Annotated in this window: 16 protein-coding genes and 1 pseudogene; 13 read left to right on the top strand and 4 right to left on the bottom strand. The window is 38.9% G+C overall.

All coding sequences use genetic code 11. The features are described 5' to 3' along the window. Nucleotides 1-42 precede the first annotated feature (42 nt). The 3 genes from serC to seqA all read right to left on the bottom strand — a co-directional run bounded on the left by serC (nucleotide 43) and on the right by seqA (nucleotide 3,663). On the bottom strand, nucleotides 43-1,131 hold the full coding sequence (gene serC / locus PR761_RS04935) for a 3-phosphoserine/phosphohydroxythreonine transaminase (RefSeq protein ID WP_006813586.1): 1,089 nt from the start codon (nucleotides 1,129-1,131) through the stop codon (nucleotides 43-45). Nucleotides 1,132-1,423: 292 nt separating this feature from the next. After that, on the bottom strand, nucleotides 1,424-3,058 hold the full coding sequence (pgm, locus tag PR761_RS04930) for a phosphoglucomutase (alpha-D-glucose-1,6-bisphosphate-dependent) (RefSeq protein WP_265694295.1): 1,635 nt from the start codon (nucleotides 3,056-3,058) through the stop codon (nucleotides 1,424-1,426). 56 nt (nucleotides 3,059-3,114) lie between these two features. Beyond that, nucleotides 3,115-3,663 (bottom strand): replication initiation negative regulator SeqA, encoded by a 549-nt coding sequence (seqA, locus tag PR761_RS04925; protein ID WP_006813588.1) that lies wholly within the window; start codon nucleotides 3,661-3,663, stop codon nucleotides 3,115-3,117. Nucleotides 3,664-3,887: 224 nt separating this feature from the next. On the opposite strand from seqA, the gene PR761_RS04920 reads away from it, so the two are divergent. The 8 genes and pseudogenes from PR761_RS04920 to PR761_RS04885 all read left to right on the top strand — a co-directional run bounded on the left by PR761_RS04920 (nucleotide 3,888) and on the right by PR761_RS04885 (nucleotide 13,166). Further along, nucleotides 3,888-4,664, top strand: a complete 777-nt coding sequence (locus PR761_RS04920; protein WP_006813589.1) for an alpha/beta fold hydrolase — start codon at nucleotides 3,888-3,890, stop codon at nucleotides 4,662-4,664. Nucleotides 4,665-4,865: 201 nt separating this feature from the next. Continuing rightward, a pseudogene (locus PR761_RS04915) lies at nucleotides 4,866-6,945 on the top strand (peptidase domain-containing ABC transporter). Nucleotides 6,946-6,962: 17 nt separating this feature from the next. Next, nucleotides 6,963-8,291: an HlyD family type I secretion periplasmic adaptor subunit gene (locus tag PR761_RS04910; RefSeq protein WP_039854306.1), complete on the top strand. Its 1,329-nt coding sequence runs from the start codon at nucleotides 6,963-6,965 to the stop codon at nucleotides 8,289-8,291. 3 nt (nucleotides 8,292-8,294) lie between these two features. Further along, a complete protein-coding gene (locus PR761_RS04905; protein ID WP_006813592.1) occupies nucleotides 8,295-10,385 on the top strand; it encodes a type I secretion system permease/ATPase in 2,091 nt (696 codons plus the stop codon). A gap of 173 nt (nucleotides 10,386-10,558) precedes the next feature. Continuing rightward, on the top strand, nucleotides 10,559-10,852 hold the full coding sequence (gene ybfE, locus PR761_RS04900) for a LexA regulated protein (RefSeq protein WP_006813593.1): 294 nt from the start codon (nucleotides 10,559-10,561) through the stop codon (nucleotides 10,850-10,852). Between the two features lie 152 nt (nucleotides 10,853-11,004). Further along, nucleotides 11,005-11,532 (top strand): flavodoxin FldA, encoded by a 528-nt coding sequence (fldA, locus tag PR761_RS04895; RefSeq protein ID WP_006813594.1) that lies wholly within the window; start codon nucleotides 11,005-11,007, stop codon nucleotides 11,530-11,532. Nucleotides 11,533-11,761: 229 nt separating this feature from the next. Beyond that, nucleotides 11,762-12,208: a ferric iron uptake transcriptional regulator gene (gene fur / locus PR761_RS04890; protein WP_006813595.1), complete on the top strand. Its 447-nt coding sequence runs from the start codon at nucleotides 11,762-11,764 to the stop codon at nucleotides 12,206-12,208. Nucleotides 12,209-12,485: 277 nt separating this feature from the next. Continuing rightward, nucleotides 12,486-13,166, top strand: a complete 681-nt coding sequence (locus PR761_RS04885) for a bactofilin family protein (protein WP_112836457.1) — start codon at nucleotides 12,486-12,488, stop codon at nucleotides 13,164-13,166. 87 nt (nucleotides 13,167-13,253) lie between these two features. Here PR761_RS04885 and ansB read toward each other — a convergent pair whose 3' ends face one another. Then, nucleotides 13,254-14,297, bottom strand: a complete 1,044-nt coding sequence (ansB, locus tag PR761_RS04880) for an L-asparaginase 2 (RefSeq protein ID WP_006813597.1) — start codon at nucleotides 14,295-14,297, stop codon at nucleotides 13,254-13,256. Nucleotides 14,298-14,513: 216 nt separating this feature from the next. On the opposite strand from ansB, the gene ycaO reads away from it, so the two are divergent. The 5 genes from ycaO to PR761_RS04855 all read left to right on the top strand — a co-directional run bounded on the left by ycaO (nucleotide 14,514) and on the right by PR761_RS04855 (nucleotide 21,990). After that, nucleotides 14,514-16,268 (top strand): 30S ribosomal protein S12 methylthiotransferase accessory factor YcaO, encoded by a 1,755-nt coding sequence (gene ycaO, locus PR761_RS04875; RefSeq protein WP_126436574.1) that lies wholly within the window; start codon nucleotides 14,514-14,516, stop codon nucleotides 16,266-16,268. Nucleotides 16,269-16,599: 331 nt separating this feature from the next. Beyond that, entirely contained in the window at nucleotides 16,600-17,457 is an 858-nt protein-coding gene (gene focA / locus PR761_RS04870; protein WP_006813599.1) for a formate transporter FocA, read from the top strand. Nucleotides 17,458-17,546: 89 nt separating this feature from the next. After that, entirely contained in the window at nucleotides 17,547-19,829 is a 2,283-nt protein-coding gene (gene pflB / locus PR761_RS04865) for a formate C-acetyltransferase (protein WP_006813600.1), read from the top strand. A gap of 257 nt (nucleotides 19,830-20,086) precedes the next feature. Next, nucleotides 20,087-20,854, top strand: a complete 768-nt coding sequence (pflA, locus tag PR761_RS04860; RefSeq protein WP_050767605.1) for a pyruvate formate lyase 1-activating protein — start codon at nucleotides 20,087-20,089, stop codon at nucleotides 20,852-20,854. A gap of 302 nt (nucleotides 20,855-21,156) precedes the next feature. Further along, entirely contained in the window at nucleotides 21,157-21,990 is an 834-nt protein-coding gene (locus tag PR761_RS04855; protein ID WP_006813602.1) for a BPSS1780 family membrane protein, read from the top strand. The last annotated feature ends 83 nt before the right edge of the window (nucleotides 21,991-22,073 follow it).

Genomic DNA, 22,073 nt, shown 5'->3' with positions numbered 1-22,073 from the left:
GGTTTTTGGTACTTGGTACTTAATAATTGGTACTTAATATTTTTATGCGTGATGACGCTCAAACTCAGCCATAAAATCGACCAATGCCTGAACACCCGCTAGTGGCATCGCATTATAAATGGATGCACGCATCCCACCAGATACTTTGTGGCCTTTTAATGATAAAAGACCTTGATTCTTAGCATCCTCGATAAACGTCGCATCCAATTCAGGATTTTGCATTTGGAACGGAACGTTCATCCAAGAGCGATTTTCTACCGCTACACGGTTAATATAAAATTCGCTATCATCAATTGCGCTATATAGTAATTGAGATTTTTCATAATTGCGTTTTGCCATCTCTTGCAACCCGCCCTGCTCTTTAAGCCATTTGAAAACCATACCCGCTAAATACCACGCAAATGTCGGTGGTGTATTAAACATAGACTCATATTGAGCTAATACTGTGTAATCAAATACTGATGGTGTTTGAGTCCATGCTTTGCCCAATAGGTCTTCACGGATGATCACTATCGTTAAGCCCGCAGGACCAATGTTTTTCTGTGCGCCCGCATAGATAACACCATAACGGCTAACATCAATAGGCTTTGATAAGATTGATGAAGAATAGTCTGCGACGACAATTTTATCTGCGGGGAAATTTGGCTCTTCATGAATAGCCAAGCCACCAATGGTTTCATTTGGGCAGTAGTGAATATAGGCTGCATCTTTACTTAATGGCCATTCACTCATTGGCTTAATACTTAAAACACCGTTATCATCTTGAATCACATCAATAATATTTGGAGTACAGTATTTTTGAGCCTCTTTCGCCGCTGATTCTGACCAATAGCCACTAACAACATAGTCCGCTGTTGTTTTATCGCCTAATAGATTCATGGGTAAAGTCGCAAAGTGAGCTCGTGCACCACCATGACAGAATAAAACCTTATAGTTATCTGGAATATTCAATAAGTCGCGTAAATCTTGTTCTGCTTCTTTCGCTACTGCAATGAAATCTTTTCCACGATGGCTCACTTCCATCACAGAAACACCCAGACCTTTCCAATTACATAATTCTTGTTCTGCACGACGCATGACTTCAACAGGTAGCATTGCTGGACCTGCGCTGAAATTATAGACCTGACTCATTGACCTTACCTACCTTAAATTTTGTTAGTTAACATCACTCAGATACTTAAAGTTGTATCATCACGAGTCCTCAGCTGCAATGGTTATTACGTATAGGTAAAAAAAAAGAAAAGGTCATTTTTGATGAGCGAAAAAGAGAACAATTTTGTTAATAGCGTCACATAAACCACTATCATAATTTTATGAGGAAAATAATAATAAAAAAGACAGAAAATCCCGAAACACCTATTTTAGGCACTTCGGGATTAATCAGTAAATTATGGGCAGATTATTTTCTACATCGAGAAAATAATTAGCTGATAACCTTATTAACAATTTCAATAGCTTCTTTTTCAATCAAGTGAAGATGTTCTTCACCACGAAAACTTTCGCAATAGATTTTATAGGCTTCTTCTGTGCCTGATGGCCTAGCCGCAAACCAACCATGATCTGTCATGATTTTTAGCCCGCCGATCGGTGCACCATTACCCGGAGCTGTCGTTAAGCGCTGAGTAATTTTATCTCCAGCCAAGGTATCTGCCGCTACCATTTCTGGGGAAAGTTTACTGAGTTTAGCTTTCTGCTCATGGGTCGCTTTGGCTTGAATACGGCTATAAATTGGAGCACCAAATTTTTCAGCTAATTTATTATAACGCTGTTGAGGATTTTCCCCTGTTATCGCAGTAATTTCCGCAGCTAATAGGCATAAAATAATGCCATCTTTGTCTGTAGACCATGGGGTTCCATCAAACTTGAGGAATGAAGCTCCTGCACTCTCTTCGCCACCAAATCCTAAGCTACCGTTAAAAAGCCCTTCGACAAACCATTTAAAACCGACTGGCACTTCAATTAATTCCCGTCCGATATCATTAACCACTCGATCAATCATCGCGCTAGAAACTAATGTTTTACCAACAGCAACATCTTTGCCCCACTGAGGACGGTGTTGGAACAGGTAGTCAATAGCAACCGCTAAGTAATGATTTGGATTCATTAAACCATTCTGTGTGACAATACCATGACGATCATAATCAGGGTCATTAGCAAAGGCTAAATCAAACTTCTCTTTCATTCCGAGTAAACCAGCCATCGCCCAACGGGATGAACAGTCCATGCGGATCACTCCATCATGGTCAAGAGGCATAAAACGGAAAGTTTGATCCAATTGGTCATTCACTATTTCTATATCAAGCTGGTAATATTCAGCAATTTTTTTCCAATACTCGATACCAGAGCCACCTAGCGGATCAACGCCAATTTTTAACCCTGACTTTTGAATTGCCTGCATATCCACAACATCACCTAATGCACGAACATAAGGCATGACTAAATCTTGTTCGGTAATATAACCACTCGCCATCGCATCAGAAAAACGTAAATGCTTCACGCCTTCTAAGCTATTTTCTAATAACTGATTTGCGTGCTTTTCAATCACCGATGTTAGATCTGTATCCGCTGGACCGCCATTTGCAGGATTATATTTAATCCCGCCATCTTCAGGTGGGTTATGAGATGGGGTAATTACAATTCCATCAGCAATATTTTGATGAGCTTGGTTATAACTTAAAATGGCATGGGAGACCGCAGGTGTTGGTGTAAAACCATTTTCTTCTTGTACTACAACATGAACCTGATTAGCAGCTAATACCTCAATCACTGTAATGAATGCAGCTTCCGATAGCGCATGAGTATCTTTAGCTACATAGCATGGTCCCGTTACACCTTGCTGCTTACGTAGATCAGCGATAGCTTGCGCGATAGCTAATATATGGTTTTCATTAAAGTTTTTACGTAGAGCACTTCCACGATGTCCAGAAGTCCCAAATTTGACGGCCTGAGAGGCGTCACTTGGTGTTGGCTGCTGCGTATAGTATTGAGCTGTCAGTTGTGCAACATTAATCAAATCACTTTGAAGTGGAAGCTGCCCTGCACGTTCATGAATTGCCACTTGTTATCTCCCAAAGCACTGATGCTCAGCGTCAAACACCAGTGACTTCTCAATGTTTAGATAGTATTACTCACTTTTTCGATGACATTCGCTGGGAATTTCATCTCTTGCATAATCGCATCGACCATACTGCGCTTACGATTTGTATTCGTATTGGTAATCACCCAATATGGCGTACCTGGGATATGGCGAGGCTTAGATTGCTTACCTGCCGCCAGTAGAGTTTGCTCATCCCCTGCAAAATATACGCGAGTACGCCCATGCATTGACTCTGTTGCACTTTCAAAACTCTTAGCATCTAAGCTATATAGTGTTGACAGAATAAGCATAAAACGATCAATCGCTTTATTTTTTTCCGCGTATGCGTCAGAAAGTAATAACTCCCTGATCACTCTCACTGGATTCTGCTCAACAATTTTTGGATTCAAAACCGGTGCAGCCTGTGGCGCTGACGCCTCTAGATTAATTTCTTTTGCGGGTACTGGCTGCTGCGCGGATTTGAAATTCAACATACGGCGCAAAATATCCGATGCACTTTCACCGATATGCATTGTATGGCTTGCAATATAGCGGTAAAGCTCTTCATCAACTTCTATCGTTTTCATTTTTTCCCAGTACTTTTTTAAACTAAAATTCGCGCCAGATTATAAGCCAGATTTGAAAAAAACAAAACAATTAAAATTTCAATAACTTAAAACGAACAGCTGGTTAAGTTTTATGAAATTTCAGTAAGTTATACCCTATTGAAGTGAGTGAAATTTGGTTTTTAGATACAACCATGCCATGATAAGGCTTCCCATCTGACAGATAAGTTTATCGTAGTCCAAATATGACCGAGTTACTAAATTACACAATCCATAAACCTAATGAACCAATCACTTCAACCCCAGTGGTGCTGATCCATGGGCTATTTGGTGATCTGAATAATTTAGGTGTTTTAGGCCGTGATCTACAGAATTACTTCGATACAATTCAAGTGGATGTACGAAATCATGGTGATTCATTCCGTTCCTCGGACATGGAATACCAGCAAATGGCAGAAGATATTATCCGATTAGTTAAATCTCTTGGTTACCACAATGCTATTTTGATCGGTCATTCGATGGGTGGAAAAATAGCCATGGCAGCTAGCGAAATTGCACCTGATTTTATTGAAAAAATCGTCGCCATTGATATTGCTCCTGTTGCTTATCAAGTACGCCGTCACGATGAAATCATCGCAGCACTAGAAGCCGTAACACAAGGTCAAGCTAAAACCCGCCAAGAGGCCAGTATCATTATGCGGGAATTTATACCAGAAGATGGAGTGATTCAATTTCTATTAAAATCATTCCGACAAGGTGAATGGAAATTTAACCTGCCATCTTTAAAAGCGAATTATGAAAAAATTATTGGCTGGAAGACTGTGCCTGCATGGAATAAACCCGTACTATTAATTCCTGGTGGTAACTCGCCTTATGTTCAAGCTGAACATCGTGAGTTAATTGCAACACAATTCCCTCAAGCCAAAGCATGGGTTGTGGCTGATGCTGGGCACTGGGTACATGCAGAAAAGCCTGAGCATGTCTTACGCGCAATTCACCGTTTCTTAGCGATTCCCAAATAAATTCCCATCTGATATTGTGGTGTTTTTTCATCCAATATCAGATGATATTTCCTTTCTTTATTGAAAATCCCCTCAACAATAAGACTAACTTCAATACACTTGTAATTATGATAATTGTATTATCGTTCTTGAATAAATATTTATTTTTAAGCCCATAAATACATCGGTACAATCAAATATCAAGGATGACTACTAAGCACAATGGACAGTGTTAAAGCACAATCAACAACATATTTTATTGGGATCATAGCTAAACTTTCTAACGAAATAGACTATGATGAATTTAAACAAACCACAGCTAATATTTCAAATTATCATGATTATATTAAATTAATTAAAAATAAATATTCAATTAAATGTATCAATAAACACCAAGCTAATAAGCTAATCAATAAAATATCTACTCCTGCAATTTTATACGATACATATGGACAAGCATTTCTTCTTGCCAATCATAATCAAGATCAAGTCCTCATACAGCGATTTGGACAGTGTCCTCCAGAAATTTTAACCTATAAAGAATTAGAAGAAATATGGAATGGTGATTGGTTAAAAGTTAAAATTAAACAAGGAAAATTTGATATTTCATGGTTTCAAATTGAATTCATGAAGTACCGTAAAATAATTATTTTGGTCTTGGTTTTTTCATTTATCTTGCAAATACTCGCCTTAGCATCTCCTATTGTTATGCAAGTTATTATGGATAAAGTACTCATTCATAGTAATTTGATGACTCTCGACTTATTAATTTTAGGTTTGATTATTGCCGCGATAATTGAAGTTATATTAAAAGGATTACGAGAGTATATTTATAATCACACAGTTAATCGGATTGATATTACATTAGGATTAAAGCTAGTTAATCATTTATTACATCTACCTATTCCATTTTTTAAAAATCGTCAAATTGGCGCTATCGTTACTCGAGTTAAAGAACTCGAAACTATTCGAGAATTTTTGACTAGTAGCTTTTTTACTTTATGTGTTGATGTCTTGTTTTTATTTGTTTTTGTCTATGTGATGAGCCTACTGTCTAGTTCCCTCACTTGGCTATTTTTATGCTCAATTCCCTGCTATTTAATTGTCGCTTGGTGGCTAACACCCAAGATTGAAGCTGCGGCTCAGCAGCAATTTGCAAACATTGCTATAAATACATCATTTTTAACCGAAAGCATTAATGGAATTGAAACAGCGAAGAGCCTCTCTATTGAGCCAAACTTCACTCGTCGTTGGGATCAGCAAACAGCCGATATGAGCCAAACTAATTTTGTCTCAGGGCAAATATCTTCACGCTCAGAGCATATTGTGATGGTCATTGAAAAAGTCACCAGCGCAATTATTTTATGGGTTGGGGCCGCTGAGGTTCTCGCTTTACAGCTGACTATAGGGCAATTTATTGCTTTTCATATGATGGTCAGCCATGCCAATCAACCATTAGTTAAGTTGGTAAAATTATGGGGAGATTATATTCGAACTAAAGTTGCCATCGAAAAACTATCCCAAATAATTAATTTACCTATAGAACAGAGTAAACAAGAAAAATACCTTCAGCTCACTGGCGATATCCAATTACATAATCTTAATTTTCGTTATCAACCCAATATGCCGTATATCCTGAATGACTTTAGCTTATCGATCAAAGCCGGGGAAACATTGGGAATAGTCGGGACATCTGGCTCAGGGAAAAGTACATTAGCACGCTTAATTTTACGTCTCTATACGCCAGAAAAAGGCGCAATTTACTTGAATGGAGTGCCCATATCATCGATAAGTTTGAAAATATTAAGAAAACAAGTAGGCATCGTTCTGCAGGAAAACTTTCTATTTAATCAATCTGTTTTCCATAATATTGCACAAACTTCACCAAACGCATCAAGTCGTCCATGCAGCAAAAATGGCAGGGGCTCATGATTTTATTCTTAAACTTCCCATGGGTTATGACACTCTATTGGCTGAAGGAGGTTCTTCGCTATCAGGAGGACAACGTCAACGTATCGCTATAGCCAGAACATTATTATCTGACCCCAAAATCATTATTTTTGATGAAGCCACCAGCGCCCTTGATGATGAATCGCAAGCCGTAATTCAAGAAAATATGCAAGAAATAGCAAAAGGCCGAACTGTTATCACGATTGCCCATCGCTTATCAACTATTCGTAACCACCAACGAATTATCGTCATGCAGCAAGGTAAAATTACCGAGCAAGGTAGCCATCAACAATTAATTGATAACGATAAATTTTATAAGCATTTATGGACATTACAACAGTCCCTAAAATAATCACATGGATGTGAAATATGAAACCAAAATCATCAAAAACTTGTTATAACAGTTTTTTACCCTCCCATTTGGCAATTTTAAAAACGCCTCCCTCTTATTTAGCTTTTACCCTAGCGGTTACTATCAGTATGGGCGTATTCATTGCATTAGCTTGGTCTTATTTTGGAAAGCTGGATATTCAAGCGACAACACAAGGAAAGTTAATTGTCTCAGGAAGAACCCAAACTATCCAAGCTTTTGAACTAAGCCGCTTACAACAAATTCATGTAGAAGATGGTCAACTTGTTCAACAAGGTGACCCATTGCTGAGCGTCAAAGTACTCGGTGTTGATCAAGATATTTTAAGTTTACATTACCAAAAGAATTTTCATGCTAGTGAACAATTAATTCATCATGCGCTGATTCACCAGCAACATATTGAAGATACGCCACAATATATGCAGCTATCACTAACAGAACAGAAGAGAACTCAACTCAGTTATCAAACAATAAAAAAAGAATATGAAACCTTATTAAATGAAATTACCAATGAACTCCAACTTAACCGTGTTAATTATCACGCTAGAGAACGAGAACTCAAAGATATCAACACGTTAATGGGGAATATTAGGAAAAGGTTGAATGCTCATAATTCCCTTAGCCAAAAACAGCTGATTAGCCAAAAAGAGTTCTTAGAACAAGAGCGCGAGTTATTAATCGCTAAGAAAGAAAAAACCACCAAACAATCTGAGCTATCTATATTAGATAGTCAGCATCATTCTTTACAAGAAAAACTGGAGCGGATTAAAGCACAAAAATACCAAGAATGGCATGAAAAAGCACAGCAAGCTGAATTTAAATTCGTCTCACTGGAACAAGAATTGATTAAAAATCAAGAACGGAATCAATTAGAAGTGATCCGAGCGCCTGTTGATGGAACAGTCCAACAAATAACAACATATACCCTTGGGGCTGTATTACAACCCGCCCAACAATTAATGGTAATAGTCCCAAATAACCATGTTCAATTAGCTGAAGTAAAAATACTTAACAAAGATATTGGCTTTATTCAAGAAGGGCTAAAAGCTGACGTTAAAATCGATGCATTTCCATATACTCGTTATGGCACGATTGAGGGTGAGCTACTTTCTATCTCTAGAGACAGCACGTTGGATGAGAACTTAGGCTTAGTTTATTTAGCACAAATTGGTTTAACTAAAAAACAATTATTGGTGGAAGGAAAGCAAATTGAGTTAACCCCCGGTTTATCGATTGTTGCAGAAATTAAAACCGATAAACGTCGAATCATTGATTACTTACTCAGTCCAATTAATGAATATACATCCACTGCGATGAGAGAGAAATAATCGATGGAAGCGATAAATAATCACGGCTTGGAAGCCTTAGTGTGGATAGCTAATCATTATCAAAAAAACGTGACTAAAGAACAACTAATGCATGCCATTGGTATGCAAACTATTTCACCGACTGATTTAGAGCTCAGAGAATGTGCTCAAGTCATTGGCTATGAAACTCAGCAAGTTTCCCTAACCTACCAGCAATTGGCTCAAATCCCACTGCCGGCACTGATTTTTATCGATCAGCAATGGCATATTTTAACTCAAAACCAGCCATTGACCGTGATGTCAGCGCAAGGAAGTGAAATAGTCCAATGGCAGGATAATAATCAATTAGAATACCCCGTACTGCTCATTAAAGAGCAACTTGAGCCGGAACAAAAAAGAGCTTTTGGAATCGGTTGGTTTATCCCATCAATTATTCGTCAACGCTTTAAACTGAAAAATATTTTCATATTAGCTGCAATTGTACAGTTATTTGCCTTAATCAGCCCTTTATTATTTCAAAATCTTATTGATAAAGTTTTAGTCGGGCGCAGCTTACCAAATCTGCATATACTCGCTCTAGGAATATTGGCTATTGCTATTGCAGAACCCATCTACAGCTTTATTCGAAATAAAATATTTAGTCATACTAGTTCCCAAATTAGTGCAGAACTATCAGGTAAGATTTATCGCCATCTGATGGCATTACCACTAAATTATTTTACATTAAGACCTACGGGAAAAATTATTGCACGAGTTCGAGAGCTAGCCCATATCCGCCAATTTTTAACAGGCTCAACTCTCATGCTGTTTATTGATTTTATCTTTGTCATTTTATTTATTGCCGTGCTCTTTTCTTATAGCAGCATAATGACATGGCTATTAGTTGGCTCGATGGGTGTCTTTTTTATTCTTTGGATGATTTTAGGCCCCGTCATTCGCCAACAAACCGAGAAATCTTATCAAGCTGATGAAAACGGACTAACTTTTCTAACGGAATCCATTAGCGGTATTGAGACGATTAAAACCACCGCAACTGAGAAATATTTTTATCAACGCTGGCAAAAAATACTCAGTAAACAATTAACCCAAAACTTCAAAGTATCCATACGCAGCGTAATTGCCACTCAGTTGATGACATTGGTCAGTAAAATCACAACGGCTCTGTTACTGTGGATTGGTGTTAAAGAAGTGCTCAACGGTAACATCACGCCAGGTGAACTCGTCGCCTACAATATGCTGAGCGCTCATGTGACTCAACCTGTATTACGCTTCGCACAAATTTGGCAGGATTTTCAACACACCATTATTTCACTACGCCGAGTTGGCGACATTTTAGATAAACCCATTGAGAACGAGCGAAAAGGTATTGCCAGCTCAGCTACCATCCAAGGCCAAATTGAGTTTCAAAATATTCGCTTTCGTTATCAGCCAGAAACCCCTGAAGTATTAAATAATCTTAGCTTATCAATTAAAGCAGGAGAATTTATTGGGATAACAGGGCCTTCTGGTTCGGGGAAAAGCACCCTAACCAAACTATTACAGCGGTTATACATTCCACAGCATGGGCAAGTTATTGTCGATGGTATGGATTTAGCCGTCGCAGATACCGTCGCACTACGTCGACGAATGAGCGTGGTATTACAGGAAAGTACTTTGTTTGTCGGAACAATTGCAGAAAATATTCGATTAAGCCTACCCCAAGCCAGTGATGAGCAAATTATTCGAGCGGCAAAATTAGCTGGAGCTTACGATTTTATTATGTCTTTACCTGACAATTTTAATTACCCTTTATCAGAAAAAGGACTCAATTTATCTGGGGGGCAGCGACAACGGATTGCTTTAGCTCGCGCCCTACTCACTGAACCCGATATATTGATCCTCGATGAAGCGACATCAGCCTTAGATTATGAATCAGAGTCTGCCATCATGGCAAATATGCCAATGATAACTGAAGGGCGAACAGTCATTAGTATTGCACATCGGCTCAATACTATTATGGGGGCTGATAAAATTTATGTCATTCGCGATGGCGAAGTTGCAGAAGCAGATACTCACCAAAACCTGCTAAAACGAAATGGAATTTATGCCAGTTTATGGCGGCAGCAAACCCACTAATCAGATTAAAAAAGCATCACAGTCGATATTCGTGATGCTTTTTTCATAAAAGAGTTCTTTTTTTAATCTATTAAATAGCTTAGCTAAGCATACACCTATAGCACTAGGGATTCAGCTAGGGTATCATTGCGCGCTGAATTACTGGCACACCCCTTCCTTTAGCAATAGTAGATATGGCAAAAGAACAAACTGATCGCACCACACTGGATTTGTTTGCTGAAGAACGCAGGCCTGGGCGACCAAAAACTAGTCCGTTATCGCGGGATGAGCAATTACGAATCAACAAGCGAAATCAACTAAGACGAGATAAAGTCAAAGGATTACGTCGCGTTGAGTTAAAATTAAATGAAGAAGCTGTCGCGGTCTTAAATCAGTTAGCTGAAGAGAAAAACATAAGCCGTAGTGAGTTAATTGAAGAAATTTTAATGGCTCAACTTGAGCAGGTTAGTGAAATAGTTAACCGCTAGCTTCATCTGAATAAATCACACAAATTTGACAGACTTACACCGGGTTTTTCGCCAAAATAAGGCGTAAATTGTACCTATTTTCGTTCTATTTTAGTTTTAGCGATAACAGAAAATTTTTCCGTCCGCTAGAAAAACAAGAGGTTAATCACTTTATGGCAGTTATAGGCATTTTCTTCGGAAGTGACACAGGTAACACAGAAAATATTGCCAAAATGATCCAAGAAAGATTAGGCAAAGACGTAGCAGAAGTCCACGATATCGCTAAATGCACAAAAGAAGATATTGAAGCTTTTGACATTCTACTGCTTGGCATCCCAACTTGGTACTATGGTGAAGCACAATGTGACTGGGATGATTTCTTCCCAACTCTGGAAGAAATTGACTTTAATGGCAAGCTAGTTGCATTGTTTGGTTGTGGAGATCAAGAAGACTACGCTGAATATTTCTGCGATGCGATGGGCACTATCCGTGACATTATCGAACCTCGCGGTGCCGTGATCGTTGGCCATTGGTCAACGGAAGGTTACCATTTTGAGGCTTCTAAAGGAATGGCAGACGACAATCACTTTATTGGTTTAGCCATTGATGAAGACCGTCAACCTGAGTTAACGGAAGAACGTGTAGACGCGTGGGTAAAACAAATCTCTGAAGAAATGTCTCTGGCTGAAATTCTTGGTTAAGAATGACATTAGTTGCCAATTAAAAGCGTGATCCAGCAGATAAGATGTCGATTAGATATCCTATTATGGACACGCTTTTTGAACATCATCAAAATAATGAGACAATGCATGGTTTCTATTTTTATTTTCCATGCCTATAATTGTAAATCAGTTTAGAAGACAACTGGATTTTTGTTAAAAATGTCTCATTATTGTTAAATTTATGATTTAAGATACAGGACAAACCCGCATGACAGATAATAATAAAGCATTGAAAAATGCAGGACTCAAAGTCACTCTTCCGAGATTGAAGATTTTGGAAGTACTTCAGGAGCCTGAGTGCCATCACGTCAGCGCGGAAGATCTCTATAAAAAGCTGATCGATATCGGTGAAGAAATTGGTTTAGCGACGGTATACCGCGTATTAAATCAGTTTGATGATGCAGGCATTGTAACTCGTCATAACTTCGAAGGTGGCAAATCTGTATTCGAATTGACCCAACAACATCACCATGACCATTTAATCTGCTTAGATTGTGGTAAAGTGATTGAGTTTACAGATGAGTCGATTGAGTCACGCCAAAGAGACATTGCAACACGTCACGGAATCAAACTGTCTAATCACAGTTTATATCTATACGGTCACTGCGCTGAAGGTGACTGCCGTGATAATGCGGATGCTCACGAAGAAAAATAGTCACTTCGTGATTAATAATTTCTAATAAAGCTGCTCATTACTGCAATAAGCACTTTAATATTAAAATACCCATCTAATGTTTATTAATGGGTATTTTCACTTATATCTGCCAATAAACTTCTCCTTTTCATTCTAAATTTGTGTATCTGCGGCTATTTATAAAAAATAAACAACTTAATTTCCTCAGATAAAACTGAAATTATCTTCTATTCTTTAAATTGTTCTGTACTATTTTAATTTAAACTTATTATCAAATTAATGTGTAAGAGATTATGGAATGAAAAAAACATATCTATTTCTTAATACTGGTTTTTTCTTCTGGCTTCTTACTTTGATAGCGTGGTTTTTTAGATATTCAACGGTTGCCATCATTGCGTTCATATCTTCAATCATCTGTTTAGCTTTATATTTCAATCATAAAAAGGTTAGCCACATGTTCAACAAAAAGCAAAGTAAGTCAGAACCCACCCCTACTATCAATAGAGAAGAAATCACATCCCAAGTAATAGAGGAAAAATCATTAGCATCAACGCCAGTGATTAGTGAAGACAAAACCAATACCGTTATTGCTCGCGATGTTATTTTTGAAGGAAATATTACCTCCAATGAACAAGTCCATATTTATGGAAAAGTAATTGGCAATATCGTAGGTAAAAATAACACAGTTAAAATTATGCAAAACGGCCATGTTACCGGCAATATAACTAGCAGTGAATTATTAGTTAATGGCAAAGTTGAAGGTGAGTGCCTGTCCGAAACCATTAATATAGATACTAATGGTGAAATATACGGAACCATCCGTTATTCGAGTCTATCGATTAAAAAAGGGGGAGTATTCTCCGGTCATGCAGAAGTAAAATCAGCCACCAAAACTAACGATAATATCACCGTATTTAAAGAAAAATTAAAATTGGATGAACACCTTCAAAACCTAACGCCAGATGTTGGTTCACTCTAATTTCGATAAAATATGCTTACTTAATAGAAACGCATTCATATTAATGAAGTAAAGGCGACATTGATGTCGCCTTTACTTTAAGACAAATTAGTATTGCTCAAACATTTCCTGGATTTTTTTCGGATCTTTAGTTTGAGTTAAGGCTAACTGAAGTAAAACTCGTGCTTTTTGTGGACTTAATCTTTCTGATGCGACAAAACCATATAAATTATCATCAACTTCTGCATTACGCGTTGTATAGCCAGTTGGTACTCGGCTTGAGCGCACCACAACAATATCGTCTTTAGCAGCATTGGCTAAAGAATCGAAAATAGTTTTATACATATTTCCGTTACCTACACCAGCACTCACGATCCCCTGCACACCTTCTTCACGTAATGCTTTAACTGGAGCAGCTGAAGCATTGGCATAATTATAAACAATACCGACCGCAGGCAATTTCTCTAACTTACTCACATCAAAAGCGGCTTTATCACTACGAGGTTGAGCCGCTTGATAGTAGGTTACTTTTCCATCATGAATAAACCCTTCCGCACCACCATTGACTGCATCGAACGCTTGAACTTCCGTGGTGCTCATTTTCATGACATTGCGACCTTGGATCACTTTGTCGTTCATTGCCATCAATACGCCACGATCTCCAGCTGACTTGTCTGATGCTAAAATAACCGCGTTATACAGGTTAAGAGGGCCATCAGCCCCTAATGCAGTAGAAGGTCGCATTGCCCCCACCATCACAATCGGTTTTTTACAGGATGTAGTTAAGTCAAGGAAAAATGCAGTTTCTTCCATGGTATCAGTACCATGAGTGATCACAAATCCATCAGTTTTATTACAATCTTGGTTAATTTTTTTAGCTAAGGTCAACCAAACTTGGTCATTCATGTCTTGAGAGCCAATATTAACTAACTGCTCACCACTCAGATTTGCAATTTTTTTGGTCTCAGGAACTGCGTTTAACAACGAATCAATCCCAACTTTACCCGCTTGGTAGCTTGACCCCGTCGCCGATTCTCCACCACCAGCAATTGTTCCTCCCGTTGCCAATACAGTGATATTAGGCTGTGCAAATGCAGATACGGCAAACAGTGAAACCAGTGTCGCTAGTAGAGCTTTATTTCTGTTTTTCATCCTATTTTCCTTTAACTCAATAAATAGCCATTTTCTAATTTAAATAAACTCACGTTATTATGTGGATTTAATCTCAGAGTGTTGTGACCTACTTTGTCATTTTAATAAATTTTAATTTTCCACTATGACATTGTCTTGAATAAAAAGCGTGAGCAGTAAAGGAAAAGCCCGTATCATAGTCAATATCTGAAACATGCCATTTACAAGTGACTGACAATGAGCCAAACATTTATTCCCGGCAAAGATGCCGCTCTCGAAGACTCCATTAATGCATTCCAAACTAAGCTACAAAAATTAGGTTTTGATATAGAAGAAGCCTCTTGGCTAAATCCTGTGCCAAATGTTTGGTCGGTTCATATTCGAGATAAAGAGTGTGCGCTATGTTTCACCAACGGTAAAGGTGCTAGCAAAAAAGCGGCATTAGCCTCAGCATTAGGTGAATATTTTGAGCGTTTATCCACAAACTATTTCTTTGCAGATTTTTATTTAGGTAAATCCATTGCTGAAGGTGATTTTGTTCATTACCCTGATGAGAAATGGTTCCCACTGCCTGAAGATGACAGCCTACCACAAGGCCTGTTAGATGAACGTCTAGTCAAATTTTACGATCCCGATAACGAGCTCGCTGCAAGTCAATTAATAGACTTACAATCGGGTAATGAAGAGCGCGGCATCTGCGCTTTACCATTTACTCGTCAATCTGATAATAGCACTGTGTATATACCAATGAATATTGTCGGTAATCTGTATGTTTCTAATGGTATGTCTGCGGGAAACACGGCGAATGAAGCTCGTGTTCAAGGGCTATCTGAAGTCTTTGAACGTTTCGTAAAAAACAAAATAATTGCTGAAAGTATTAGCCTACCAACTATTCCTGATGACGTAATGTCTCGTTATCCTGGCGTTGTTGAAGCTATCAATACACTGGAAAAAGAAGGCTTCCCAATTTTTTGTTACGATGCCTCTCTGGGTGGGCAATTTCCAGTAATTTGTGTGGTTCTATTTAACCCACAAAACGGAACCTGCTTCGCTTCCTTTGGCGCTCACCCTGACTTTGGTGTGGCATTAGAACGAACAGTCACTGAATTACTGCAAGGTCGTGGCCTGAAAGATTTAGATGTCTTCAACGCACCGACTTTCGATGATGAAGAAGTGGCAGAACATACTAACTTAGAAACTCACTTCATTGATTCAAGCGGTTTAGTTAGCTGGGATCTATTCAAAGATGATGCTGATTATCCATTCGTGGACTGGAGTTTTAAAGGCTCTACAACTGAAGAGTTTGCAACTCTGATTAGTATTTTCAATAAGCTAGATGCTGAAGTATATATTGCTGACTACAATCATCTGGGTGTCTATGCTTGTCGTATTTTAGTGCCGGGAATGTCTGATATTTATCCTGTTGAAGACCTGCACATTGCCAACAATGCCATGGGGGCTTATTTACGCGACACCATCATGAGCTTACCTGATAGCACATGGGAAAAAGCCGATTATCTGGCCCTGATTGAGCAATTAGATGATGATGGATTAGATGACTTCACCCGTGTACGCGAATTGCTAGGTTTGGCTGTAGGTAAAGATAATGGCTGGAGCAATCTGCGCATTGGTGAATTAAAATCGATGTTAGCACTAGCTGGTGGTGATCTTGAGCAAGCTCTTGCGTGGGTTGAGTGGACTCAAGACTTTAATGGTTCGGCATTTACACCTGAACGAGCCAACTATTACCGTTGCCTACAAACACTACTGCAACTTTCCCTAGAAGAAGATAGAGATCCTGCGCAATATTACAATGCTTTTGTTCGCATGTATGGCCAAGAAGCGGTCGATGCGGCATCAGCAGCGATTGCAGGTGAATCTTGTTTTTACGGCCTATGGTCAATTGATGAAAATTTAAAAGCTTTACCGGCTCATCAAGGGCTATTAGCTGCTTATGAAAAGCTGCAAAAAGCAAAACGAGCTAACGCATAAATATCTAAATACGATATTGGCCTTCGGGCCTTTATCTTTACTTAAGTAATATTTGATTTCAATCACATAATAATTATCGAAATTAATTAACATTCCTCTGTATAAATTTACTTATTAAACGTGTTTAGCCGCTCCCTATAAAAAAATTTTATAAAACTTAAAAAATATTTTTATCATTAAAATCAATCGGTTAAATCGATTTTTGACGTTTTTTGAGCTATTCAAACCCCATTCTCTTAACACTTCATGATCCACATCAAATTTATCAGAACGCCCGTTTGTTACTATAATTGCGTGCTATAATTAATCAACTTTGTAAGAGAGTGTTAGTATGAAAGCTGACAACCCTTTTAATTTATTATCTCCTGCTGTCATGGCGCAAGTTGCTGATGATGTAGGTGTTTATAAAACGAACAAACACCCAGCTATTACCTACTTGTCAGCATTCACTGCTGGTATCTTTATCTCTATCGCTTTCGTTTTCTATATCACTGCAACAACAGGTGCAGCAAGTGCTCCTTACGGTTTCACTAAACTGATTGGCGGTATCTGCTTCTCCCTTGGATTAATGTTAGTTGTTGTATGCGGTGCTGACTTATTTACATCCACTGTTCTTACCATCGTATCTAAAGCAACGGGCAAAATCACTTGGGGAAAAATGTTCCTAAACTGGTTTAACGTCTATATAGGTAACTTAATCGGTGCGTTATTTTTTGTTTTCATTATTTGGTTTGCTGGACAATACGCTGCTGCAAACGGTCAGTGGGGTCTAAATGTTCTACAAACAGCTAACTATAAATTGCACCATACCTTTGTTGAGGCTGTGTTTTTAGGTATCTTAGCTAACCTGATGGTATGCCTAGCCGTTTGGATGAGTTATGCAGGTCGTAGCTTAACTGACAAACTGGTAGTATTGATTCTGCCAATCGCAATGTTTGTCGCTAGCGGCTTTGAACATAGCATTGCAAATATGTTTATGATCCCTCTAGCTATCATGATTAAAGAATTCGCCCCTGTTGAATTTTGGTCAAATATCAACATGGCACCAGAACAATTTTCTAACTTAACTGTTGGGAACTTTATTACCGAAAATTTAATACCAGTAACTATCGGAAATATTATTGGCGGCGCAGTGTTAGTCGGCCTGATTTACTGGTTAATGCATCTACGTAGTAGTGATCAGCATTAATCTCTCTTGATTAATGGCTATCGCGATTACAAGTACACAAAGATTTATTAAGATCCCTCAAAGATCCATTGTTAAAAGGTAAAAGTATCATGTCCGAATTAAATGAAAAATTCGCTTTAGCATGGCAAGGTTTTAACCACGGTGACTGGCAGAATAACGTCAACGTCCGTGACTTTATCCAAAAAAACTACACTCCATATGAAGGTGATGAATCTTTCTTAGCAGGCTCTACTCCAGCGACTGATAAGCTGTGGGAAAAAGTCATGGAAGGGATCAAAATCGAAAACCGCACTCATGCGCCTGTTGATTTTGACACAGATGTGGCTTCTACCATCACTTCCCATGATGCTGGTTACATTAGCAAAGAATTAGAAACGGTTGTTGGTTTACAAACTGATGCGCCTCTGAAACGTGGTCTTATCCCGTTCGGTGGTATCAAAATGGTTGAAAGTTCATGTAAAGCTTACGATCGTGCTTTAGATCCAAGTCTGAAAAAAATCTTCACAGACTACCGTAAAACCCATAACCAAGGTGTTTTTGATGTTTATACTCCAGACATCTTAAAATGCCGTAAATCAGGTATCTTAACGGGTTTACCGGATGCCTATGGCCGTGGTCGTATCATCGGTGACTACCGTCGTGTTGCACTGTACGGTATTGATTTCCTGATGAAAGACAAATTCAACCAATTCACTTCTCTGCAAGAAAGATTAGAGAAAGGTGAAGACCTGCAAATGACCATCCAACTGCGCGAAGAGATTGCTGAACAGCACCGCGCTCTGGGTCAAATTAAAGAGATGGCTGCTAAATACGGCTACGATATCTCTGGTCCTGCAACCAACGCTCAAGAAGCCGTTCAGTGGACTTACTTCGGTTATTTAGCTGCTGTTAAATCTCAAAACGGTGCTGCAATGTCATTTGGTCGTGTATCTACGTTCTTAGACGTATACATCCAACGTGATATGGAAGAAGGCAAACTGACTGAAGAACAAGCGCAAGAGCTGATTGACCACTTAGTCATGAAACTGCGTATGGTACGTTTCTTACGTACTCCAGAATACGATGAGCTGTTCTCTGGCGACCCAATTTGGGCAACTGAATCACTGGCAGGTATGGGTCTTGATGGCCGTACTCTGGTAACTAAAAATACGTTCCGTTTCCTGAACACACTGTATACCATGGGCCCATCTCCAGAGCCTAACATGACTATCCTGTGGTCAGAAAAACTGCCAATGAACTTTAAAAAGTTCGCAGCAAAAGTTTCTATCGATACGTCTTCTGTGCAGTATGAAAATGATGACTTAATGCGTCCAGACTTCAACAACGATGACTATGCTATCGCTTGTTGTGTAAGCCCAATGATTGTTGGTAAACAAATGCAGTTCTTCGGTGCTCGCGCTAACTTAGCGAAAACCATGCTGTATACCATCAATGGTGGTATTGATGAAAAACTGAAAATGCAAGTTGGTCCTAAACATGCACCAATCCTGGACGAAGTTCTCGACTTCGATACAGTGATGAATCGTATGGACCAATTCATGGACTGGTTAGCGACTCAGTATGTCACGGCACTGAACTGCATCCACTTCATGCATGACAAATACAGCTATGAAGCTGCATTGATGGCTCTGCATGACCGTGATGTTTATCGTACAATGGCATGTGGTATCGCGGGTCTATCTGTTGCTGCTGACTCACTGTCTGCAATCAAATACGCGAAAGTTAAACCTATTCGTGACGAAGATGGTATCGCTATCGACTTCGAAATCGAAGGTGAATACCCACAATTCGGTAACAACGACCCACGCGTTGATGATATCGCTTGTGACTTAGTAGAACGTTTCATGAAGAAAATTCAGAAACTGCCTACTTACCGTAACGCGGTTCCGACTCAGTCAGTTCTGACCATCACTTCTAACGTTGTGTATGGTAAGAAAACAGGTAACACTCCAGATGGTCGTCGTGCAGGCGCACCATTCGGACCAGGTGCAAACCCAATGCACGGTCGTGACCAGAAAGGTGCTGTTGCATCACTAACTTCAGTCGCTAAACTGCCATTTGCTTACGCGAAAGATGGTATTTCTTATACCTTCTCTATCGTGCCAAATGCATTAGGTAAAGATGATGAAGTTCGTAAAACTAACTTAGCAGGTCTGATGGATGGTTACTTCCACCACGAGTCTTCTATCGAAGGCGGTCAGCACCTGAACGTGAACGTTATGAACCGTGAAATGCTGCTAGATGCAATGGAAAACCCAGAGAAATATCCACAGCTGACCATCCGTGTATCTGGTTATGCAGTGCGCTTTAACTCTCTGACTAAAGAACAGCAACAAGACGTTATTACTCGTACTTTCACTAGTACTCTGTAATAATTAGCTAAGACTATAAAGTAAAATAAATTAGAGGCCCCTCCATTTGGGGCCTTTCTAGCTTAGTTAATAAGAAACTATAGCCCAGCAATTAATGGGTTATATCCTAAATAACGTAAGTCGTAGATAATCGGCAAGTGAAGATATCGGGGGTTAATATACTGAAGTATATACCCAAGTAACTCAATGTCTCCTACAGCTGAAAGTATGATGGATATTTTGGAGTACCTGCTATGTCAACCGAACAAATCATACCAATGACTGAAATTTCAACAACTTCGCCACCGGCAACATTTGGGCGAATTCACTCTTTTGAATCCTGTGGTACCGTCGATGGCCCGGGAATTCGCTTTATTGTCTTTTTTCAAGGCTGCTTAATGCGTTGCTTGTATTGCCATAATCGCGATACTTGGGATACTCATACCGGTAAGATGGTCACCGTTGATGAATTAATGAAGGAAGCGGTCACTTATCGCCATTTTATGAATGCAACTGGTGGCGGTGTTACTGCATCTGGTGGTGAAGCCATTTTACAGGCAGAATTTGTGCGTGATTGGTTCCGTGCTTGCCAGAAAGAGAATATCCATACCTGTTTAGATACTAACGGATTTGTACGTCGTTATGATCCCGTGATTGATGAATTGATGGAAGTCACCGATTTAGTCATGTTAGATCTGAAACAGCTGGATGACGAAATTCACCAAAAACTGGTTGGTGTTTCTAATCATCGTACCTTAGAATTTGCACGTTACCTTGCCAAACGTAACCAAAAAACGTGGATCCGTTATGTGGTTGTTCCAGGCTGGAGCGATGATGACCACTCTGTTCATATGCTAGGTGAATTCGTTAAAGATATGAATAATATTGAAAAAATTGAGCTTCTACCTTACCATGAGCTGGGTAAGCATAAATGGGAAACCATGGGTGAAGAATATAAACTTGATGGTGTAAAGCCACCGTCAAAAGACGTCATGGAACGTGTGAAAAATATTCTAGAAAGCTACGGTAAAAAAGTTATTTATTGATGATAAAAAGGCCCTATTTAAAATAGGGCCTTTTATTACCCGCAATATATTGCACCTATTCTAAAAAATAGAAATTTATTCAATGCTAATCCTATTTAGCTTTATAAATTCCCTCACAGTTTTGATTATCTTAAAATTGAATCAAATAACTTAATGATACTTAACCAGAATAGTCTGCTTTAATATAAATATGTTTCTATGCATAATGCAGGGTATAAGGTTGGTTACTACAAACATAATTCCAATACTTATCTATAATAAAATATTGCTAACTCATCACTACAAATAGGTTTATTTCTACCATGAATAATGAAAACTTTAGTGCGGAAAATAACACTACCCCGCCAATGAATGCACAAACTCCTTCTGATAACCTCATATTTAACCCAGAACCTCGTTCGGTAGATGCAGGTGATGGTGTTAATTGGATCAGTCAAGCATGGTCTCTGATTAAAGAAAAATTAGGTATGTGGATCCTGATTAATATTGTGCTATTTGCCATTATTATTGTTATTTCAATGATCCCATTCGTGAATTTACTGCTCACGTTTATTACTCCAATCTTCGTTGGCGGAATTATTGCTATCTGTGAAAACCAACGTAAAACCGGACAAGCTGAGCTAGGTCTGCTATTTGCAGGCTTTCAGCAGAAATTCGGCGCTCTATTCGCAGTAGGTGCGGTTAACTTTGCTGCTAATCTAGTGGGTATGATACTGGCATTCTTAGTCGCAGGCTCTGCGCTATTTAATTTAGCAATGCAAGCTAATCAATACGGTGGCGCATCTGATGCCGCAATTTTAGCCTCTAGTGGCTCTATTATGTTCGCAACAATTATCATGGCAATTGCGGGTTTGGTCGGTACGGCATTAACCTGGTTTGCTCCTGCATTGGTCATGAACCATGACTTTAAAGTGGGGGCTGCTATTTCTGCTAGCCTGCAAGCGGTGAAGAAAAACCTGTTACCGGGAATTTTATTCTTTATCATCATGGCAATTTTAATCATTGTCTCAGTGATCCCATTCGGCTTAGGCTTATTAATCTCAATGCCAATTATGTACGCAACTTACTACAGCTCGTATCGTAGTCTGTTCTTCTCTGAAGCAAAACAGTCTCAAACAAACTCGCTGATCCAGTAAGATATAATCTGATACCTAGATACATTCAAAGTATTGGCTCCACAATCGAGAATCATGTACGATGAGCGGGAAATTAACTTTCC

The organism is Providencia sp. PROV210, assembly GCF_028479445.1.
In the GTDB taxonomy this organism is placed as follows: Bacteria; Pseudomonadota; Gammaproteobacteria; order Enterobacterales; family Enterobacteriaceae; genus Providencia; species Providencia rustigianii.
Note: the sequence above shows the minus strand (reverse complement) of the source record. Positions and strands in the feature narration are given on the sequence as shown.